Source organism: Halanaerobacter jeridensis, from assembly GCF_016908315.1.
In the GTDB taxonomy this organism is placed as follows: Bacteria; Bacillota; Halanaerobiia; order Halobacteroidales; family Halobacteroidaceae; genus Halanaerobacter; species Halanaerobacter jeridensis.
Map to the genome: position 1 here is coordinate 1 of NZ_JAFBDQ010000024.1, position 21,080 is coordinate 21,080.

General features: G+C 32.8%; 14 protein-coding genes. All 14 read right to left on the bottom strand.

The features are described 5' to 3' along the window. Window positions 1-122 precede the first annotated feature (122 nt). Window positions 123-2,210, bottom strand: a complete 2,088-nt coding sequence (locus JOC47_RS14415) for a hypothetical protein (RefSeq protein ID WP_204703060.1) — start codon at window positions 2,208-2,210, stop codon at window positions 123-125. A gap of 264 nt (window positions 2,211-2,474) precedes the next feature. Further along, entirely contained in the window at window positions 2,475-4,724 is a 2,250-nt protein-coding gene (locus JOC47_RS14420; protein WP_204703061.1) for a hypothetical protein, read from the bottom strand. Window positions 4,725-4,752: 28 nt separating this feature from the next. Beyond that, window positions 4,753-6,576, bottom strand: coding sequence for an InlB B-repeat-containing protein (locus JOC47_RS14425; RefSeq protein ID WP_204703062.1), 1,824 nt, complete (start codon window positions 6,574-6,576; stop codon window positions 4,753-4,755). A 250-nt stretch (window positions 6,577-6,826) separates the two neighbouring features. Beyond that, window positions 6,827-7,360, bottom strand: coding sequence for a hypothetical protein (locus tag JOC47_RS14430; RefSeq protein WP_439109080.1), 534 nt, complete (start codon window positions 7,358-7,360; stop codon window positions 6,827-6,829). Window positions 7,361-7,499: 139 nt separating this feature from the next. Further along, entirely contained in the window at window positions 7,500-9,608 is a 2,109-nt protein-coding gene (locus JOC47_RS14435; protein WP_204703064.1) for a SpoIID/LytB domain-containing protein, read from the bottom strand. A 323-nt stretch (window positions 9,609-9,931) separates the two neighbouring features. Further along, a complete protein-coding gene (gene galU / locus JOC47_RS14440) occupies window positions 9,932-10,813 on the bottom strand; it encodes a UTP--glucose-1-phosphate uridylyltransferase GalU (RefSeq protein WP_204703065.1) in 882 nt (293 codons plus the stop codon). 171 nt (window positions 10,814-10,984) lie between these two features. Beyond that, entirely contained in the window at window positions 10,985-12,133 is a 1,149-nt protein-coding gene (gene wecB / locus JOC47_RS14445; protein WP_338035362.1) for a non-hydrolyzing UDP-N-acetylglucosamine 2-epimerase, read from the bottom strand. A 112-nt stretch (window positions 12,134-12,245) separates the two neighbouring features. After that, window positions 12,246-13,796: an AAA-like domain-containing protein gene (locus JOC47_RS14450; protein ID WP_204703066.1), complete on the bottom strand. Its 1,551-nt coding sequence runs from the start codon at window positions 13,794-13,796 to the stop codon at window positions 12,246-12,248. 99 nt (window positions 13,797-13,895) lie between these two features. Continuing rightward, window positions 13,896-14,825 (bottom strand): SDR family oxidoreductase, encoded by a 930-nt coding sequence (locus JOC47_RS14455; RefSeq protein ID WP_204703067.1) that lies wholly within the window; start codon window positions 14,823-14,825, stop codon window positions 13,896-13,898. Between the two features lie 121 nt (window positions 14,826-14,946). Further along, a complete protein-coding gene (locus JOC47_RS14460) occupies window positions 14,947-16,296 on the bottom strand; it encodes a UDP-glucose dehydrogenase family protein (RefSeq protein ID WP_204703068.1) in 1,350 nt (449 codons plus the stop codon). Between the two features lie 185 nt (window positions 16,297-16,481). Continuing rightward, window positions 16,482-17,294 carry a PHP domain-containing protein gene (locus tag JOC47_RS14465; protein ID WP_204703069.1) on the bottom strand — a complete coding sequence of 271 codons (813 nt, stop codon included), beginning with the start codon at window positions 17,292-17,294 and terminating at the stop codon, window positions 16,482-16,484. Between the two features lie 146 nt (window positions 17,295-17,440). After that, complete coding sequence (locus JOC47_RS14470) at window positions 17,441-17,926, bottom strand: hypothetical protein (RefSeq protein WP_204703070.1); 486 nt, start codon at window positions 17,924-17,926, stop codon at window positions 17,441-17,443. A 69-nt stretch (window positions 17,927-17,995) separates the two neighbouring features. Next, a complete protein-coding gene (locus tag JOC47_RS14475; RefSeq protein WP_204703071.1) occupies window positions 17,996-19,390 on the bottom strand; it encodes an SLC13 family permease in 1,395 nt (464 codons plus the stop codon). 137 nt (window positions 19,391-19,527) lie between these two features. Then, complete coding sequence (locus tag JOC47_RS14480; protein WP_204703072.1) at window positions 19,528-21,078, bottom strand: AAA family ATPase; 1,551 nt, start codon at window positions 21,076-21,078, stop codon at window positions 19,528-19,530. Window positions 21,079-21,080 lie beyond the last annotated feature (2 nt).

Sequence of the window (21,080 nt, forward strand, 5' to 3'; positions counted from 1 at the left end):
TCTTTCATATCTTTTCAAATATTTCATTCTATCACCTCTAGATATAGTATATACTACATCTAGATACGGAATTAAAAAGTATTTTACCTTAATTTGAATAATTTTACAACTGCTTAAACCTCCTAGTTATTATCCTGATCTTGGTTAACTTTAGTAGTAATGATACTTCGTGCATTATTAATACTTACTTCATCGCCTGTCTTTAATTGCACACTATCAGTTGCTGGGATAGTCAACTTAATTCCAAAGTATAAGTGATCTCCTGTTAAGCGATCTGCTTCATCTGGATCAACCATTAGCTGTTTATCAATTGGACTACCATCTGTAGCCTCAATTGTAAAGCTGCCATCAGCTTCATTAGATACTTCTAAAATATGCTGCTCTTGAGCAACTAAATCTTCTAAATTATCTAATGCCTCATCACTTAAATTATCAGGATCTCCATAATCTCTATTTAAATTAGCTAAATAAACCTGCGCTTTAATTTCCACACCAAACTGATTAGTAATCTCTTCTAATAATATCTCAAATTTCTTTACACCATCTTCAATCATATCCACATCATCTTGGTCTACACTATCAACGCTAGCTACTGCCACCTCAGAAGTAGGACTTACAATCTCAAAATCAAGCGGAATATTTGCATTAACAGAATTCATTCCAACTGTAGTATTTGTATCTATAGTTGTAGTCCCACCAGTAGCATTAATATTACTAGCATCAAAACCGCCTGTCACTACAATATCTTCTGTATTAGGAGTCTGTAATAAATCTATAAAGTTAACTCCATTGCTATCTTCTGTTGTCAAATCAATTGTAGTACTCTCACCAGTAGCAACTAAATTAGGCTGATAAGTCTTTAAAGCTGTACCGGTACTATCTAAAGCCTCAAAAGTTACAGAACTCAAATCAACTTCAAAGCCATTTAAACCTTGCACATTAAGATCAAGACTAGCCCCATTAACTTCAATATCTTCAAGCTGATCAGGAATATCTAGTCCTCCTAAAATTGTCGCTCCTAAATCAAACTCTCCATCAGGAGCTAAACCTAAGTCAGCATTAGTCAATTCTCTAAATTCTGTTGCATCTAAATCAACTGACTCAACTTCAGCATTACTAAAGCCACCCCTAACTTCTACACTTTCCGTACTATCATAACTTAAAGTACTGCTATTATTACTAACTACTAAGTTAAAGTCAATAGTAACACCAGTTGTTAAATCTAACTCTCCATTAGTTAAATCAATGCTGCCGCTATTACTTCCACCTAAAGTTCCTATCTGCAAATCACTAACAGCAAAATCTAAACCGCCAAATTGATTAGTTGGATCAATATTAACTCCTAAACTTCCTTGTGAGAAAAGAACCTTTTCTACGCCGGCCTCAAAGTTATCATAAGTTAACGGATCAAAATTAATTTCTTCATTGATATTAGGTGACTGTAAATCAGTTACTTTAGCAATCTCTACTGAGTCTGGAAAACTAACAGTTACATCCATATCTCCATTACCACTGCCTAAAGTAGTAGCAGTTAAATCGACTTCAGCACCTGAACCAGGTAAGACCTGATTCGATAAATCCCAGGCTTGAGTAGTACTTGCTGTTCCTGCAGCAATATCAGTATACTGGATTTCATCTATCTTAGTCATCCCACCTTGTCCATCTGGTTTCATTAAACTTAAAGTTAGACGATCAATCTTTACAGATGTAGATTTATTATCTACAATAACCTCTAATTTATTAACTCCACTATCAGAAAAAGTAACACTAGAAAATGAACTACCATAATCTAAAGCAAATCCTGTTAAACTACCATCGTTTACTCCACTAGTTACAGGGACAGTTCGAGAAATATTATCAGCAATATTATCAACAGTTATTGGTTCTAAATCTACTGATTGATTAATTTGAGGTAATTGATTATTTACCTCAGTCAATAAGTCTTCTCCAACAGTGAATTTCTTCACTTTATCTCCTTCATTAATCGTATCCTCAATATAGATTAATTCTTGTGAACCACTCGGAATTTGTACCTCTTCTGGAGCATCTTCTAAAAACTCTTCAATTGTCTTTGTCTCTTCTTGCGCCAATGGCACTTTCATCGGCACATCCCAGCTTGGCCCAAAACCGCCTTTTGGATTCGAAGCACAGCCAGCAATCATCATTAGCATGACTAAAACTAGCAGTACTGTCCATCGTTTCGATTTCATTAAAAACCCTCCCTTGATTCAGCTCTAAAATATGAGCTATCAGTTGTTTACTTGCACCTTAAAAATAAAAGATTAAACCACCTCGCCCAATCACAAAAAATAAGCAGATTCCTTAAAATATAATAATTATTACATCTATATTATTATCTTCTACATTAATTGATAATTTCCTCTTTTAGCTTGAATACAGATTATTCACAGAAAAAATGCTCTCCTAGATTTAATTTTTAATCTAGGAGAGCAGAAATCAAATCATAACTTAATTTAGTTCTTAAAACTGAATGAACCAAGAATTACATCTGCATCATTCTGGTTATATTCTGTAGCTAAATCTTTATAACTTAAAATCTTTAAATAAGAATCTTTTAGCACAAGTACTGTATACTCTTTTTCTTCAACACTATACTCTTTGTTAGTTTGTGTTGAAATTATAATATGCGCTGGATATCCATTGAAAGTTGTCTGTTGATGAGAATCTGTGCCACTATTTACAGCATTGTTTATAGTATTATTAAACTCTTCTTCTGAATCATAATAGACTGGAATTTCACTACCAATCTCTTGAGTATAGTGTAAATCAGCTTGAAAACTAGGGAGGCCATATTTGTTATCTGCTTCTACCCTCATAGCAACTCGGTCAATTTTACCGTCATCATTTGGATTTTCCTCATTATAAAATTCTCTACCCCATGTACTTGGATAATCAAATTCAGCATAAGGATTGTTGGCTCTTATATAAGCTGGTTCGCTACTATCATAATTGCTATCTTTATATGGTACAATTACTTGATCTATGCGCCAACTGCCATCTATTTTTTTCATAGTTACCTCTATTTCTTCACTATCTGTAAAGTCACTTCCATCAGTATCTCTACCTTCTAAATACATAGTTCCAGAAATGATAGTTCCTGTATCAGAAACTGAATTAAGACTTCTATTCTCTAATTGTACAGTATAAAATCCTAATCCATTACTGAAATCATTATTTAAATCATCTATAAAAGTCTGTAGATCAGTTGTCTTTACTATATTACCAGAAGAATCCCTTTCCTTTTCAACAAAATTAGCTGATAAATAATTCTTCATCGCTTCTGTATCTTCATTTTTTAAACCACTAAAGAAACTTAATAAATTCTCAACTTCTGGATTAGTTGACTGATTAGGCCCTTCTATTCTACTAATATACCAAGTACCATTCACTTCTTCTAAAGTAATTTGATCTGTAGCTTGAGAAGGGTCTGTTTTAGATGCTAACTTTTCATAAAAGTCCGCTGTAACTACAGCCTTATTATTTCTTAAATCTATTTCTACTGTTCGATTGTTCCATTCAAATCTTTCCCAATCTACATTAGACCATTTATTAGTGACAAAATCTTTGAATTCGTCTTTTGTAAGTGTAGACCCATGCTCATAAATACCATCTGGGTGGATAACCTCATCTAAAGCTGATGGAGTTTCAGTTACCATGGCACCTGCTAACTTATCTAACTGCTGGTTAATCTTTTCTTTTTCAGTAGCTTTTTCTACTGTAACTTCTGCTGAAGCAACTTCAGAAATGGGACTTGCTAAACCATCATCATTATAAGCTTCAATCCAATAATAATAACTTCCTCCACTCAAGTTTGTATCTTCATAACTAGTACCTGATTTAATAGTTTCAACTGTAGAAGCAGTCTCAAAATCATTACTTGTATTTCGATAGACTAAATAGTATTCAGCATCTGTAACTCCATCCCAAGATAAATTAATCGTCTGATTATCAACACTTGCAGCTAAATTCTGTACTTCCTGGGGACCTTCTTCAAAGCCAATATTAATACCTGTCTCAGTCTTTTGAGCTACTACATTAATTTGGTTTGTTCTATCAGGTAAGATATATTTCCCATTCTCTCTTGCATTATAATTTCCAAAGGCTACTCTAATATCTCGTTTTCGGGCTGCTACATCTTCAAATAAAACAGCTGTACCACCATTACTCAAATCAATGTTTTGTTCTTTAATTGCATTTGTTAGCCCTGGTTGTAAAATAGCTACACTACTTGTTCCTGTATAAGTGCTATCATCTGTAAAAGACACCTGAACTTTTAGATCTCCTGTCTGTAATTTAAGCGTAATTGATTTTTCAGTAGTACTATCTGCACTTACTTTTAAAGTATCTTTCCCTTTATAAGCAACATATTCTTGATTATTTTCTTTATCTACTTCAATAGCCTCAGCTACTATATCATACGTACCTGCTACTAATTCAAACTTAGCTTGCCCATCAATTTCACTTAGTTCTTTACTTGTTACTTTATTTCCTTCACTATCATTAATTATAATTCTATATTTACTTAACTCAATCTCTTCTCCTATATTTTGAATTCCTACTCCTGAATCTGACTTCATTCCTACTTCCACATATCCTTTAGCACCTGTTTGGGCAACATCATCCCCACCACTACTACATCCTACTAATAAAAATAAACTAGCTATTAATAAGACTACTAATTTGGCACTCTTAATTTTAGCCATAATAATTTATATCCTCCTTTTAAATAATTTATTCTACGTTAACACTTACCGACTCTGAAATTTCACTTGCTAAACCATTAGCATCATAAGCCTCTACCCAATAATAATAACTACCTGCAGCTACATCTTGGTCAATATAATTATTATTGGAAATAGCATTAGTAACTCTCTTTGCTGTACTAAAGTCATCCTCTTGACTGCGATAAATTAAATAATTCTCGGCGTCAGTTCCTGCATCCCAAGTTAAGTTGATCTCTCCTGATGATAGTTCAGCTGTTAAGTTTTGGACTTGCTCGGGTCCATCTTGAAAATCAATCCCAATTGTACTCTTCTTTCTAACTAATAATCTCATACTCACTTTTCTTTTTGTTTCTGTACCATCTTGAACTATTACTCCTCTATATTCTATAGTCCCTAATTGCTTGCCTTGTACTTTCCCATTATCTGGTTTAGTCCAATCTGTTACTTCTCTACTACTTCCATCAGAACTTATCTTATAAGCACCGTTCCACTTTATTTTTGCATTTTCATTCGCTACTACTGGTAATGATACACTTTCATCTGGTTTAGTCTGATACTTTAATTTTCCAGTTACTTCTAATGCTTCTACATTAGTCTCTTTTATTTCTGCCTCAGTTCCTTCATTAATTACTGTTGTAGAATCTTTAGCATCATTATCTACATTCACATTATCAATCGAACCTGAGTTCTCTATACTTGCATTTTGAGCCTTATTACCTACTTTTATATTCTTTACAGAACCCGCTTCATTTCTAACTTTTGTATTGTTTGCATTGATATTAATTTCTGATTCAACATTACTATCGTTATTTTCTATTTCAGTATTTTCACCTTCTACATTAATATTACCTTGCACTGTACTATTTTGGTTGCTTACTTTAGTACCATCAGCAGTATCTTCAATAGTAGTTTCTGCTTCAATATTACTATCTTGATTATTAATTTGTGTATTTTTACCTGATACATTTACTTTGCCCTTTACTGTAGTCCCACTTTTATTACTAATTTTAGTATTTTCACCTTTAACATCAATCCCATTCTCAATCTTACTATTATCATTTTCTATAGTTACATCTTTAGCTGTATCACTAACTTCAATACTATTTACACTACTTCCTGATTGATTATTAACTGAACATCCATCTCCATCATTAATCACTAATTCATTAAGTTGCCCTGAATTATAGAAAGAATTGTTCGATACATTCTGAATATCTGTCTTTCCAGTAACTACAGCATTATTTTCTAACTCAGCATTGGCAGCATCAACCGTTAAATCACCGTCAATTTTTCCGGATGTAATCTTAATTGTTTTTGTCTCAGTAGTCATAATATTAACATTAGCAGTTAAAGTCTTGTTATTAAGATCTAAAGTTATACTTTTTTGAATAGTTGGCAGACTACTAACACTGAAACTATTTGTTAAGATAAGCGTATCAATATTGTCTCCATTATTAATATTATTAATCTCAGTCTTTAACGACTCCGCATCACTAACTGACTTTTCACTAGTGGTTTTAGCACTAAAGATGGCTTTGACAGTACGATCTTGATTCATTAAGACTTTTGTAGTTCCATCTTGACTAGTACTAATCCCATCTCCCTGCCATTCTTCATGATAATAATTACCATTACCTGAAGCACTAAGAGGTACACTTGTACCTTTTTTATACTTATGTGATCCCTCAGTAGGTTCAACAGTACCTGAACCTTCTTTTTCTATAGACAAAGTATACTTTGTTGTTCCGCCACTATCATCTGAACATCCTACCATTATTGGCACTAATAAAAGCAAAGCCAAAATTAAATAAAACTTACTTGACTTCTTCATATTTTTTACCTCCTATTTTCTATAAAATCAGCCTATCAGCAGTATAGCATACTTAAAAAACACAAAATAATAATTTATAGCATTACTGATCCCTCCTTTTAAAATAAGATAATTTGACTACAATTGGCTATTTTCACTATAAAAACTAAAAATCCTTCTTTTTGTGCAGAATTTAGCAATTTTTTTACAAAAAAATAAAAAGCTCCCCAGAAAGGGAGCAGAAGATGCTTTCACTAGCTAATATTATCTTTTAATGTAGATTTCCTTCTCGATGTTCCACATCATAAGCAAATAAGGCATAACCAATTTGGGCAACATTAAAGTCACTCTCTTCAGCCATCTTTCTCACTATCTCAATAATCTTCACATAATCTGCCGCCTCAAATCTTTCTTTTTCTGCCTCAAAATAATCCAAATGATATAGAGTAGCCCACACTCGAGTGTCAATCACACAATGTCGCTCTTCATCTAAACTAGTTAAGATTGCTGAAGCAGTAGGTGCAGCAACACCTTTTAAACTACTCAATAAAGCAATCTTAGAAAAGTCGTCTTCAATCTCATAAGCAATCTCTGTTACTTTCTCTACTCTCCTAGCAGGATTCTTTTTAACATGATAAGAACTACGCGTAGAATTCAAATGAGCTAAATCATAGAGTTCATCTTTAGTTAGATAGCCTTTCTCATGGTATTTATCGCCAATTTCTTGTAGTTTTTCTGGATAAAGTCCTGAAGTATCCGGATATAATTCTAAGTACTTAGCAAAATCAATTGTATTAATTTTGATCACTCCCTATTGTGTTCTTTATTAATTTAAGTATCCAACTTGAAATCAAAAGCGAAAAAAAGAGACTTGGCACTGCCAAGTCTCTGCTGTTCTTACTATTTTACTGCCTTTTCTTCTTTTTCTTTTTTCTGATTACTTGTCACTCGTCACTATTTCCAAATTCTATACCAGTATAGAAATGTTTTAATATCTCTCGATAACCATAACCGTTGTCTGCCATACTTGCTACTGCCACTTGGTCCATACCGACATTGTGGCCCCAACCACCACCGTAAAAGATGAAACTACTTAGTTCACCATCTTGATACTGCGGTTGAATCCAAAAACGGTTACTACGTAAACCACCAAATTTATAGCGTAGTCCTGATTTAATTGTTTTTTCTTCTTGGGCACCTTTGATAATCACTGCTTCAACACTACCTCCGGTACCACGGTTACTAGCAATAATTTCTTTGATCTCTGCAACTCCTAATCTTGGTTCTAGATATTCTACTGATAATTCACGCTGCCAACGGTAGTGACTGTCCTTAGTATATCTATTATCTTGAGAATAAGAATCTGGTACTTCCTGCAGCCATTCTTTTAATTCAGCTGGTGGCAGAGGAAATTCTGGATGCTGCTCTTGGGTTGAAACTGCTTTTAAATACGGTACTGCAAAGTTCCAGACATCTTCACTATTCTCTGTATGACCACCTGAATTAGCACTGTAGACTGCATTAATCGGTCGATCGTTATAAGTCATGATCTCTCCCGCAGTTTCTTTAACTGCTTGATTAGTTCTTGCGTGTTCACGATTAATACCTCGATAAGCTGCACAGTGAACAGTAGAACATAAATCATAACTTTCCCGGCTGTGTTTATCTAAATTCGCTAGGGTATAACTTCTTGCTGCCACACTCTGTACTTTAAGTGCTTCTAACGGCCAAGAGGCTGACATTTCTGATGGTACTACGGCCATTAAATAAGATTCTAATGGGACAGTATTAATCGCTGTTAAGCCACCATCAACAACTCTCAGTTCTAACTGACCTCGATACTGCATATCTACTCGACCGCCCCAATAATAACCTGCACCATATTCTACTTGATGAACTAAAATTGGCGCATAACTAGTAGGACGAATTGTTATCGGAGTTGATAAGCTAAAAGTTTCTGTCCCAATTTCTAATTGATTACTACCTTCAGTAGTAGCAGCAATCAACTCTCCTTTATCTCCCGTCGCAACTACTTGACCATTTCTAACTACTTCAAACTCACTGCCCACGCGGGCAAATATTCGCGGCTGCTGAGTCATAATTCCAATGTGCAGCTCTTGGCCCGGATTTTGCAGTGCTTTGATATCTTTAAAATTAACTTCTTTAGGAATACTCTCTCGGGTCGGTGGCTTAGTTGGATCATGCTTGAAATACTCAGGATATTTATCCTTTAATTGAGCCACTTTACGATTAACTACCTGATCATTACTGACCTCATCTTTAGCTTTTCTTAGATATTTAGCGGCATCTTTACTGTGCTCTAATTTCAAATAAGCTAGACCTAACTTTTTATTAACTCCTTTTAAACTTTCATCCATACTAAGGGCAGTTTGATAATAGTTTACTGCCTGCTGATAGCTTCCTTCTTCGTATTCAATCTCTCCTAGGTGGTAATACCCTAAAGCCCATTTTTTATGCTCTAAGGCCTGCTGTAGCTCTTTTTTAGCTGTAGCAAGTTCTCCATCTTGACGAGCTAATAAGAATAGATAATAATGGGCTTCTTTGAATAGATAGTCATTATCTATATCTTCTGCATTGATTAAAGATTTGAACTCCTGCTGGGCAGACTTTAATTGCCCTGTATTATAATAAGCGATAGCTAATGATAATCTATAGTCTGGGTTATCAGTTTCTGCTGTTAACTTCTGATACTGCTCTAAAGCTAATTGATACTGCCCTTGTTCTTGATAGATTGCTGCTAAGTTGGCCCGGGCACGGCTGGAATTAAATTTATTAATTACTTGTTGATATTTATCAATACTGGCTTGATAATCACCACGATAATATTCGTTTTTAGCTTGACTTAATAACTCTTCACTTCTTAGTTGCTCTTCTTTTTTGGCTTGTTGCTCTTGCTTTTGCTGTGAATCTTCAGCTTGCGGTTGGGATTGCTGATTGAATAACAGTCCAATGGCAGTTGAACTGAGCATAATCACCACAAATGATACAACGGCAAGTAATACCTGACGTTTCTTAGGGAGCTTGGCCCACATAAATATCACAACCTTCTTATATTAGTTATCTTCTTAACTACAATTATATAACAGACAGCAGGTGAATACAATAGCCAAAAAGTGGAACAAGAGTAGTAATTAGAAAAGAGTAACTAGTGATGAGTAGCTGGTAGTGAAATTAGGAGGAATTGCTGTATATAGATTGCATAGTTAACAAGGAGAAAAGTAGAGAGAACAGGGCTGCACGGAGTGTTTTTCGAATTTTAAAAACACGAAGGAGACAGTGAAAAACAAAAATGAGTAAAGAGTAGAAGTCAAAAGCTAAAAAAAGAGCACCTTTTCAGGTGCCCCTAATTTATATTCTAAAGAATTTCGGTATTCTCTTCTAAAAAGTCAACTAAGTATTCGCGGAAGTCATCTTTAATATCATCACGGTCAAAAGCAAACTCTACTGTAGCTTCTAAAAAGCCTAATTTATTTCCAATATCATATCTCTTACCATCAAATACCTGAGCATAAACATCTTGTTGATTAACTAATTCTAATAGCGCATCAGTTAATTGAATTTCATTACCTTTACCAGGTTCAGTATTCTCTAAAATAGAGAAGATCTCTGGTTCAATAATATAACGTCCTAAAATTGCAATATTAGATGGTGCTTTTTCTAACGGTGGTTTTTCGATTAGATTATCGACATTGTATAATTCATCATTACAATCAGAATAATCTACAATTCCGTACTTATGCACTACTTCATCGGCAACTTTCTGCACACCAATGATACTAGATTCCTTTTCTTCATAAACTTCCATCAATTGTTTTGTAACAGGCTTTTCTGCTTTTACTATGTCATCTCCTAGAAGTACTGCAAACGGTTCATCGCCAATGAAAGTCTTGGCCCGTAAGATAGCATCTCCTAAGCCTTTAGGTTCTTTTTGACGTACATAATGAACATTGATTAACTCTGAAATATCCTGTACCATATCTAACATATCATCTTTACCTTTAGCTTCTAAAGCCATCTCTAACTCTAAATGCTTATCAAAATGATCCTCAATTGCTCGCTTATGACGACCAGTCACAATGATTAAGTCTTCAATCCCGGATTCAACAGCCTCTTCTACAATATACTGAATTGTCGGTTTATCAACTATTGGTAACATCTCTTTTGGTTGTGCCTTTGTAGCCGGTAAAAATCTTGTTCCCAAACCTGCTGCTGGAATAACAGCCTTCTTAACTTTCATGAAAAATCCTCCCCTATATGTATTGATTTTAATTAAAAAATATTACTAAAAGTTTACTGCTCTTCATAATAAATAATAACATAAAAATAGTTCTAATAAAAGGCTTACAGTGTAGTATTTTTCTGACAACAGTATATTATTATATGCTAATGAAGAGCTTTAGATTACACTTTAACTAAATTGATTGGGCTTTATAGATGATAAAGAAAAGTAATATTGCAAATAATCAACTATTCTTTTACTAGCTTGACCATCACCATATGGATTTTCAACACTAATCATCTGTTGATATTTTTGCTCAGAATGTAACAATTCTTCAACTGCTGCGATTATATTCTCAGTTGCAGTACCAACTAATTTTAAAGTCCCTGCCTTTAAACCTGCCTGACGCTCGGTTCTATCACGCAGGACTAAAACTGCTTTATTTAATGCCGGTGCCTCTTCTTGCAGTCCTCCAGAATCACTAACTACTAAATAAGAACGAGCCATTAGATTAATAAAATCTTGGTAGTTTAATGCTTCAAGTAACATAATATTATCTATATTATTTACTTCCTTATAGACAATCTCTTTCACTTTAGGATTCGGATGCACCGGCCAAATTACTTTTACAGCTGGATTAGACTCTGCTATTCTTTTTAGAGCACAGCAAATATTCTTGAGAGCTTGGCCCAAGTTTTCACGACGGTGCGCCGTTACTAAAATTATTTTTTCTTCCTGCAGTGCAATATCATTTAAAATAGCTTTATCAAAGTGATAATCTAACTGCACCATAGTTAAAACAGCATCAATCACAGTATTCCCGGTAATAAAGACTTTGTCTGCACTAACTCCTTCTTCTAACAAATTATTATAATTCTCAACTGTCGGAGCAAAATGTAGGTCTGCTAAAGTCCCTGTTAATCTTCTATTTATTTCTTCCGGATATGGTTCATATTTATTATAACTTCTTAACCCCGCTTCAATATGTGCTACAGCACACTTTTGATAGAAAGAAGCCAACGCAGCAGCAAAAGTGGTCGTTGTATCACCGTGGACTAAGACTAAATCTGGTTCTTCCTGGATTATGATTTCTTTTAATTGCACCAATACTTTAATAGTTAAATCAGTTAAAGATTGCTCAGCAGACATCAGATTTAAATCATGGTCTACCTTTAAAGAGAATAAATCTAATACTTGATCTAATAATTCGCGATGTTGAGCAGTAACTGTTAAAACAGAATCTATATTAGGCTCTTGTTTTAATTTTTCTATTAAGGGAGCCATCTTAATCGCTTCCGGACGCGTACCAATTACAGACATAACTTTAACTCTAGGCAATTTTCTCACATCCCTATAAAATTTAAATTACCTTTAGTATGTGGAAAGTGAAATAAAAAAATACCAGACTAAATGTAGGACATCAGTCTGGTAAAGATATTCTTTTGCATTTTTACACCCAAATAGCAAATATTTCTTTATCACCTTGTTCAATTTTTTCTTGCTTATATTCTTTATTCTGATTAAAATCAAAACTCACTAAATAACCCTGCTCAACATTTTGAGTATCTAAATAATTTCCTAACTGTTCTAATCCTTTTTGATGATATTTTTCTCCCCGCCATATTTTTAATTCTACTATATATTTTTTATCTAAATATGTTATAACTATATCTAATCTTTTTTCTTCAGAAATCTGTACCTCTTTAAAATCAAATCCTCTGCCGTTAATAATAGGTTTAATAAAAGCTAAAAAAATTAATCTTCCTTTTCTTTCTAAAAACTCTTTATCTTGACTGCTATACTGCTCTTTAATAAATAACTGAAACTTATTTAAAACTTTTTCAAAATCTAGATCCCCATTTTTCTTAATAAAATTATCTTTATAATTATAGGCAGTCATATCTAGAGTAGTTTCCAATTTAGAACTTAGATAATTATATATCCTCTGCTCATAGATTTTATTATGAACTTTTACAATCCCATTCTCATTCTTTAAAATCCCATGCAGTTCACCTAATTCTATAATTGGGTTATCTAAATTATAGGTTAATTCTTCGCCCTCTACAATAATCTTATAAATCAACTGATGTAAATCTTTATTATTTTCTATATTTTTAATTAAACTTTCAAAATTAGTATTACGTTCATTGAGCAAAACCTTGACTGCTTGCTGTACATCTGATTTATCCCAGTTAGTTTTCTCTAACTCTTCATCTATTATTTTAGCTAATTTACTAACCAAATAAGGATGACCAGAGGTATAATAATAAATTTCTTCTGCTAAAATTTGTACATTCATTTCTGCCTTTCTATCTTTTTTATAGTCTCTTAACATACTAGAAATTTCTGCGACATCAAAACTCATTTCCACTTTGAATTTAACTGCAATATTCCACGGGCTATTAAACTTTTCTTCTTCATCTGAACGGAGTTTTAACTTTAAGTTTTTAACATCATGAACTCCTGCTAAAATGACATTATGAAAAGTATAATCTTCTCCTTCTTTAGCTAATAAATATTTGGTACGCAGCATACCTAAAAAATCAAGAAACAATTGATTATTGCTGCTCTTATCAACTTCATCGATCATTAAAACAACTTCCTGTTTTGCTTCTCTGATAAAATCAGTAATAAAATAATTCAAATCATTTATATCGCTTAACTGTTGATAATCTTCTATAAACTGCAACAAGTTCTCTTTTCCTCTTAATTGTAAATTTCTTTTAACTTCTCTAACAAAGTTTTTAATAAATATAGCTTCATCTGTAAAGGATTTACTACTTAAACCTTCAAAACTCATTTTAATTACTAAATAATCTTTTTTTCTTAATTTATTAGCTAATAAATACATAGCTGTAGTTTTACCATATTGACGAGGACGATTGATAGTAAAATAATGGCCTCTAGCAATTAAATCCATTATTTGTTTTAACTTATTTCTAATATCAACCATATAATGTTCTTTTGGGATACAGACTCCTGTTACATTAAACTTTTTCATACCTACCACCTCTACTAATATTATAACCAACTTCCAACCTAATTAAAATAAAAAATACCAGACTAAATGCTGAGCATCAGTCTGGTTACAAATAAACTTTTAATATTTATTCTTATAATAATCAAAAGTTTCTTTTAATCCCTCTTCTAGACTATATTGTGGCTCCCAATCCAAAACTTCTTTAGCTTTATCATTAATTAAGTAACTATATCTAATATCTCCGGCTCGTTCTTCTTCATAATTTGCTTCCAAATCTGTATCTACTATATCATTCATTAAATCAACTAACTGATTAACTGAAGTCTGTTGATTACAACTAATATTAATAATTTCTTCTGAGCCATTATCCATAGCAGCCAAATTAGCTGCTGCAATGTCATCTACATAAACAAAATCTCTTGTCTGTTCACCATCCCCAAAAATAGTTGGGTTCTCTCCCGATAAAAACTTATCAACAAAAATAGAAATAACTCCACCCTCACCTTTAGGGTCTTGTCTTATACCATAAGCATTAGCATATCTTAAAATAGTATAGTCTAAATCATATAATTCACTAAAAACTTTTAAGTAATGTTCAGGCGTATGTTTAGAAACACCATAAAATGAAATTGGATTAACAAGATGCTCTTCATCTATCCCTAAGTACTCTGGTTGACCATATACCGCAGCTGACGAAGCATAAACTACTTTCTTTACATCATATTCTGTACAGTAATTTAATAAATTGACTGTTCCAGTTACATTTACATCACTATCAAAGTCAGGAGCTGCAATAGACTTTTGAATGTCAATTTGAGCTGCTTGATGAATTACATATTCAATATCAAATTTAGAAAATACTGTAGTTAAATCATCTCTAATATCTAAGTCAAAAACTTCAGCCTGCTCATTCAAATTTTCTTCTTTCCCAGTTGAAAAATTGTCTACCACTACTACTTGATGATTATTTTCTATTAGCTGATCTACAATATGGGAACCGATGAATCCAGCTCCTCCAGTTACTAACACTGTATTTACTTTATTCTCCATTCTCTAACACCTCAATTTTTATTTGAATTTTCTCTTATCGCTTTTCAGTAATATTATCTAAAACTAAAAAATTTAAAAAAATACCAGACTAAATGCTGAGCATCAGTCTGGTTACGAAGATTTATTCGTTTACTGCAGCCACTTCTTTTGTCGCTGCTACATCATGAGCAGAAATTGAAGGACGACCAACACTATGATAGATAAATCCTTCTTGTTCCATTTCATGGAGGTCATAACAGTTACGACCATCAATAAAGATTGGTTTATTCAATAATCTTTTAACTCTAGTTAAGTCTAAATCCTGGAATTGATCCCATTCTGTAACTAATAACACTGCTTCTGTATCTTTAATAGCCTCATAAGTTCCTTCACAATACTCAATCTGATCTCCAAATACCTCTTTAGCTTCATCCATTGCAATTGGATCATAAGCTTTAACTTTAGCCCCTGCTTCTAGTAACTGCTTAATTACAGTTCGTGATGGTGCTTCACGCATATCATCTGTATTTGGTTTAAAGGATAGTCCTAATACAGAGATTGTTTTATTAGTTAAATTAGGTAATAAGTTCTTTAACTTATTAACCATTGTTTCTTTCTGTTGTTCGTTAACTTCTACTACTGAATCAACAATTTTAAAGTCATAGTCGTTTTCATTAGCTGTCTTAACAATTGCTTTTGTATCCTTTGGGAAACATGCGCCCCCAAAACCTACTCCCGCTCGTAAGAATTTATCACTAATTCGGTGGTCACTGCCAATACCTTTAGCAACTTCTACTACATTACCACCAGCTCGTTCACAAATGTTTGCAATCTCATTAATGAAACTAATTTTTGTAGCTAAGAATGCATTAGCAGCATACTTAATTATTTCAGCACTATGGCGGTCAGTATGCAAAATTGGAGCATTGAAATCTTGATGTAATTCATCTAAAATTTCAGCTGGTTTTTGATCTTCAGTTCCAATTACTATTCGGTCAGGATTCATTGTATCACTAACAGCAGAACCTTCTCGTAAAAACTCTGGACAAGAAACTACATCAAAATCACAATCATTTTTTTGATGTTCAGCAATAAATTCTTCAACCCAATCTCCAGTACCAACAGGTACTGTACTCTTATCAACTACAATTTTATATTCTTTCATAGTTTCTGCAATAGTTTTAGCTACAGTTTTAACTGCTGATAAGTCTGCTCCGCCATCTTCTTTAGCTGGAGTACCTACAGCAATAAAGATAATATCACTATTCTTAACACCTTCTTCTAATGAAGTAGTAAATTCTAAGTTGCCATTTTCATAATTTTCCTCTACAATTTCTTCTAAGCCTGGTTCATAAATCGGCATGACTCCATTTCTTAAGCCCTCTACTTTCTCTTCATCAATATCAACACATGTCACTTGATTGCCTAATTCAGCAAAACAAGCACCTGAAACTAATCCTACATAGCCTGTCCCAACTACTGATAATTTCATTTAATCTGCCCCCTTATCACTAAAAACGATTATACATTTATCAATCATAATAATTATAACAAAATTTTGCAACTTTGTGAAATATAAAACATAATTATTTTCCATTTTATAAATAAAAATAGATTTTGCAGTGCCAAGTCCCTACATTTCATTGATTTATCGGCATTAAATTAGTTAATAATGTTTTATAAAATATTATTAACTACCTCAAATGGCACATCCACAGTAGCAATTAAATATTTATCTTCATTTGCCGGACCATGACAATCAGACCCACCGGTCACAAACAAATCATTTTCTTCTGCTAAATCAAGATAATATTGTGTTTGCTCTTTAGTATGCTTCGAATAATAAGCCTCTATACCATTCAGTCCTGCCCGTTGAATTAACTCTTTCACTAATTCTCGATCTTCTATTTCTCCTGGATGGGCTAAAACAGCTTTTCCTTCTGCCCCAGTAATTAATTCTACAGCTTCTTGAGGCGCCAATTTATATTTAGGTACATAGGCGGGACCGCCATCTTCTAGATAATCATCAAAGGCCTGCTGCATGTTATTAACATACCCCTCTTGAACCATTAAACGAGCAATATGCGGTCGCCCAATACCTGTCTCACCAGCTAATTCTTGTAATTTATCAAAGTTTAAATTAATATCAAATTGAGCTAATTTATCTAAAATCTTTTGAGCTCGAATCTGTCTTGCATTTTGTAATTTATCAATAATATTTAATAAGTCCGAATTGTTATAATCTAGATTATAACCTAAAATATCTACTCGCTGACCATCAACATAAGTCGTAAACTCAATCCCAGGGATAACTTTAATTTCTCTATTTTCAGCCGCTTCCAAAGCGGGTTCTACCCCTGCTACAGTATCATGGTCAGTGACAGCAATTACTGCTAAATCTTTTTCTTCTGCTTCTGCTACTAGTTCTTCAGGTGTAAAAGAACCATCGGAAGCAGTAGTGTGTAAATGTAAATCGATTTTTTTGTTCATTTGTTAAACCTCCAAATCAAAATCAAATTCGTATAATCAAAATCAAATTCAAAACCGGTTGACTTGGCATGCCAAGTCACTACAGAAGATTGATTAATCGTAATTTATTGATTATCAGTTCGATTTGATTGCATCAAATCATCATTTTAATTATTTGTTTTTGACAATTCACCGTCAAAATAAACTTCATAAGGCATATTAATATTGGATAAAAATTCATTGAAATCATAATCTAGAACTTCATTGGATAAAAACTGGTCTTCGGTATAATTAATTACTAAATGGTCGATATCATCACGGACTAGTTTATCTTTCAATTCATCTAGAGAAATCTTAGTTAATTTTTCTACTTCTAAATGCTGACTATCGACTTCGGCTCGATCTGTAATTCGCTCTAAACTTTTTTCAGCTCGATCTTGATACTCATTCACTACAGCATCCTCTACATCACTAGATACTTTATCACCTAAAAACCCAACATCAGTAATCAAATGTGATAGAGAAGAAGATACTTCTTCTCCCACTATAGCTACTACTTCTAACTCATCATCATCATTTAATAAGTTGAAGCTGTGATTAATTACTTTGTCTAATTCAGCAAAACTAAATAAGAGCACCATTACTTTTTTCAACTAGATCACTCTCCTTAATAAATATTCTTAAACTTGACCTTAGGTCTTACTCTAATAAATCTTATCTCATCAAGACATAATCTCTAATCCTAATAACGGCCAATACAAGTTAGAAGTAATTAAATATGCTAGCCATGAGACAAACATCAATAACAAACCTAATTTAACTACGTCTTTAACACGGTAAAAACCAGAAGAAAAAGCAATTGCATTTGGTGGAGAGCCCATTGGTAAAGTAAAGGCTAAACCACCTGGTAACGCTACAGATAAGGTAATAATAATCGGATTAATACCGTAAATATTTCCTACACTATATGCTAAAGGAAGTACAATTGCTACAGCAGCAACATTACTAACTCCTTCAGTTACTAACATCGTGAATATAGCTAAGAAGCCTAAAAAGACTCTGGGAGATAACTCTAAATTAGAGAACACTGCTTGTGATAGCCATTCAGTAGCACCAGATTGGACTAGAGAAGTTGCTACTACAATCGCTCCTCCATACATCAAGATAACTCCCCAGTTGATATAGTCTTCTATATCTTGCCATTCTACTACGCCGGCAACAAAACTAGCTACAGCACCAAGAATAGCAATGATAGCTATATCAATCCATCGTGATAAGAATAGCCAACTAAAGATAACTGATACCAACACTATTGTCAATCGCCATTCTATTTTTGACATTGGCCCTCGTTTTTTCATATCTTTAGCTAATTTTCTATGAGCAGCGGAAATATCATCAATATCAATCTCAAAATAATGTTCTATCATAAAGTAAATTACAATTAAGATAATAGTCGGCATCGGCCACGAATATTTGATCCATTCGAAAAAGCCAATTGATAAGCCAGAGAAGTTCTTTTCTAATAAACCAACTGCTAATAGGTTTCTAGCACCACCAAGAAAGGTTGTAATACCTCCCGCAATAGCACCCCAAGCCATCACTAGAAATAACAATTTACCATAATTACTCTGTAAAGGTTCTAATTCTAAGGTAGTAGCAATTTCAATGATGATTGGAAATAACAAGGCGGCTACAGCGTGTTCAGGCATAATACAGGAAAGAAAAGCAGAAGTTAGTAAAATACTGATCAATAATCTTTTTGGCCCTTGACCAAAATTCTTTAAGAGTAAAAAAGAAATTCTAGACCCCAAGCCAGTTTGATAAATACCAGCAGCTAAAATCAAAGCTCCTAAAATAAAGAAGATTGCTTTATTACCAAACAAAGCAAAGGTCTGTTCTAATTCCAACACTCCTAATAAAGGAATTAAAGCAATACCTAATAAACTAGTAATCGATAGTGGTATGACACTACTAATCCACAAGGTTAAACAAAGAATAAAAACTGCAAAAGAATTCTGCCCTGCCCGAGTTAAACCTTCTGGCGTGGGAAGTAATAATAAAGCAATAAATAATACAATTCCTAAAGTCACAATTATCTTTTTAAAATTTTCAAACATAAAATCCCACCTTTACTTCAATTTATAAATTAAACATCCAAACAATGAATATAATTTAAACAATAAAGTTCTGTAATTTCAATTAATATTCTATATTAAATTACAACTACTGTCAATGAGAAAATGGGGACAGCATTTCAAACCCATACAGCATAAATTTCTTTATCTTCATAATTTATTACTTCTTTTTTGTACTTTTTATTCTGATTAAAATTAAATGTGATTAAATATCCTTGTTCTACACTTTGCAAATCTAAATATTCCGCTAATTGTTTTATCCCCTGCTGGTGATATTTTTTACCTCGCCAAATTTTTAATTCTACCACATACTTCTGGTCAAGATAAGTAATCACTACATCCAATCTTTTTTCTTCAGAAATTTGTACTTCTTTAAAATCAAAACCTTTGCCATTAATAATAGGTTTAATAAAAGCAAGAAATAGTAGACGCCCATTTCTTTCTAAAAAATCTTGGTCTTTATTGCTATACTGTTCTTTTATAAATAATTGAAACTTGTTGAGTATCTTCTCAAAATCTAATGTTCCATCATTGCGTACAAAATTTTCTCTAAAATTATAAGGAGTCATCTCAAGTGATGTTTCCAATTTTGAACTCATATAATTATAAATTCTCTGTTCATAAATTTTATTATGAATTTTAACTATTCCCTTATCATTTTTAAAAATGCCATATAATTCTCCTAATTTAATAAGTGGATTATCTGAATTATAGGTGATTTCTTCACCTTCCATAATTATTTTATGAATTAAATTATATAATTCCTCATTATTTTCTATATTTTTAATCAGACTAGAAAAATTAGTGTTTTGTTCAGCTAATAATATCTTTAATGCTTTAGTAATATCTTTTTTTCTCCAAGCTTGTTTATCCAAATCTTCATCTATTATTTTAGCAATCTTACTAACTAAAAAAGGATGCCCCGCAGTATAATAATATATTTCTTGAGCTATTGCTTCAACATCCATTACTGCATCTTTATCTTTTTTATATTCTTCTAGCATAGTACTAATTTCTGCACTATTAAAAGTTAAATCCACTTTGAAATCTACTGCTATATTCCAAGGACTATTAAACTTTCGCTCTTGACCAGGCTCTAACTTCAATTTTAAGTTTTTGATATCATGTACTCCAGCTAAAATAATACTTTGAAAAGTATAATCTTGTCCTTCTTTGCGTAATAAATATTTATTGCGCAACATAGCAATAAAATCTAAAAAAAGTTGATTATTACTACTTTTATCTACTTCATCTATCATTAGAACTAATTCTTTATCAGCTGCTTTGATTAGCTTAGTTATAAGTCGAGATAACATTCTCATATTTGTAACTGTATCTATTTTTTCTTCTATTAAATCTATTAACTCCTGTTCTTGCAGAAACTCTAATTTATCAATTAAAGTTAATAAAAACTCCTTAATAAAAGCTACTTGATCTTTATATATTTCTTGATCATATCCTTCAAAACTCATCTTCAGCACTAAATAATCGTCTTTTAATCTCTGAGCAAGCAAGAACATAATTGTCGTTTTCCCATACTGTCGCGGTCTATTAATAGTAAAATATTTGCCCTTATTTACTAATCTTTCAATTTTGTCTAATTTATCTTTGATATCAACCATATAATGCTGACTGGGAATGCAAGTCCCGGTTACGTTGAACTCTTTCATAT

Coding starts and splice junctions, on each gene's coding strand:
- JOC47_RS14450 (WP_204703066.1), bottom strand. CDS start 13,796: ATGAAAAAGTTTAATGTAACAGGAGTCTGTATCCCAAAAGAACATTAT.
- JOC47_RS14475 (WP_204703071.1), bottom strand. CDS start 19,390: ATGTTTGAAAATTTTAAAAAGATAATTGTGACTTTAGGAATTGTATTA.
- JOC47_RS14420 (WP_204703061.1), bottom strand. CDS start 4,724: ATGGCTAAAATTAAGAGTGCCAAATTAGTAGTCTTATTAATAGCTAGT.
- JOC47_RS14480 (WP_204703072.1), bottom strand. CDS start 21,078: ATGAAAGAGTTCAACGTAACCGGGACTTGCATTCCCAGTCAGCATTAT.
- JOC47_RS14415 (WP_204703060.1), bottom strand. CDS start 2,210: ATGAAATCGAAACGATGGACAGTACTGCTAGTTTTAGTCATGCTAATG.
- JOC47_RS14465 (WP_204703069.1), bottom strand. CDS start 17,294: ATGAACAAAAAAATCGATTTACATTTACACACTACTGCTTCCGATGGT.
- JOC47_RS14455 (WP_204703067.1), bottom strand. CDS start 14,825: ATGGAGAATAAAGTAAATACAGTGTTAGTAACTGGAGGAGCTGGATTC.
- JOC47_RS14460 (WP_204703068.1), bottom strand. CDS start 16,296: ATGAAATTATCAGTAGTTGGGACAGGCTATGTAGGATTAGTTTCAGGT.
- JOC47_RS14425 (WP_204703062.1), bottom strand. CDS start 6,576: ATGAAGAAGTCAAGTAAGTTTTATTTAATTTTGGCTTTGCTTTTATTA.
- galU (WP_204703065.1), bottom strand. CDS start 10,813: ATGAAAGTTAAGAAGGCTGTTATTCCAGCAGCAGGTTTGGGAACAAGA.
- JOC47_RS14435 (WP_204703064.1), bottom strand. CDS start 9,608: ATGTGGGCCAAGCTCCCTAAGAAACGTCAGGTATTACTTGCCGTTGTA.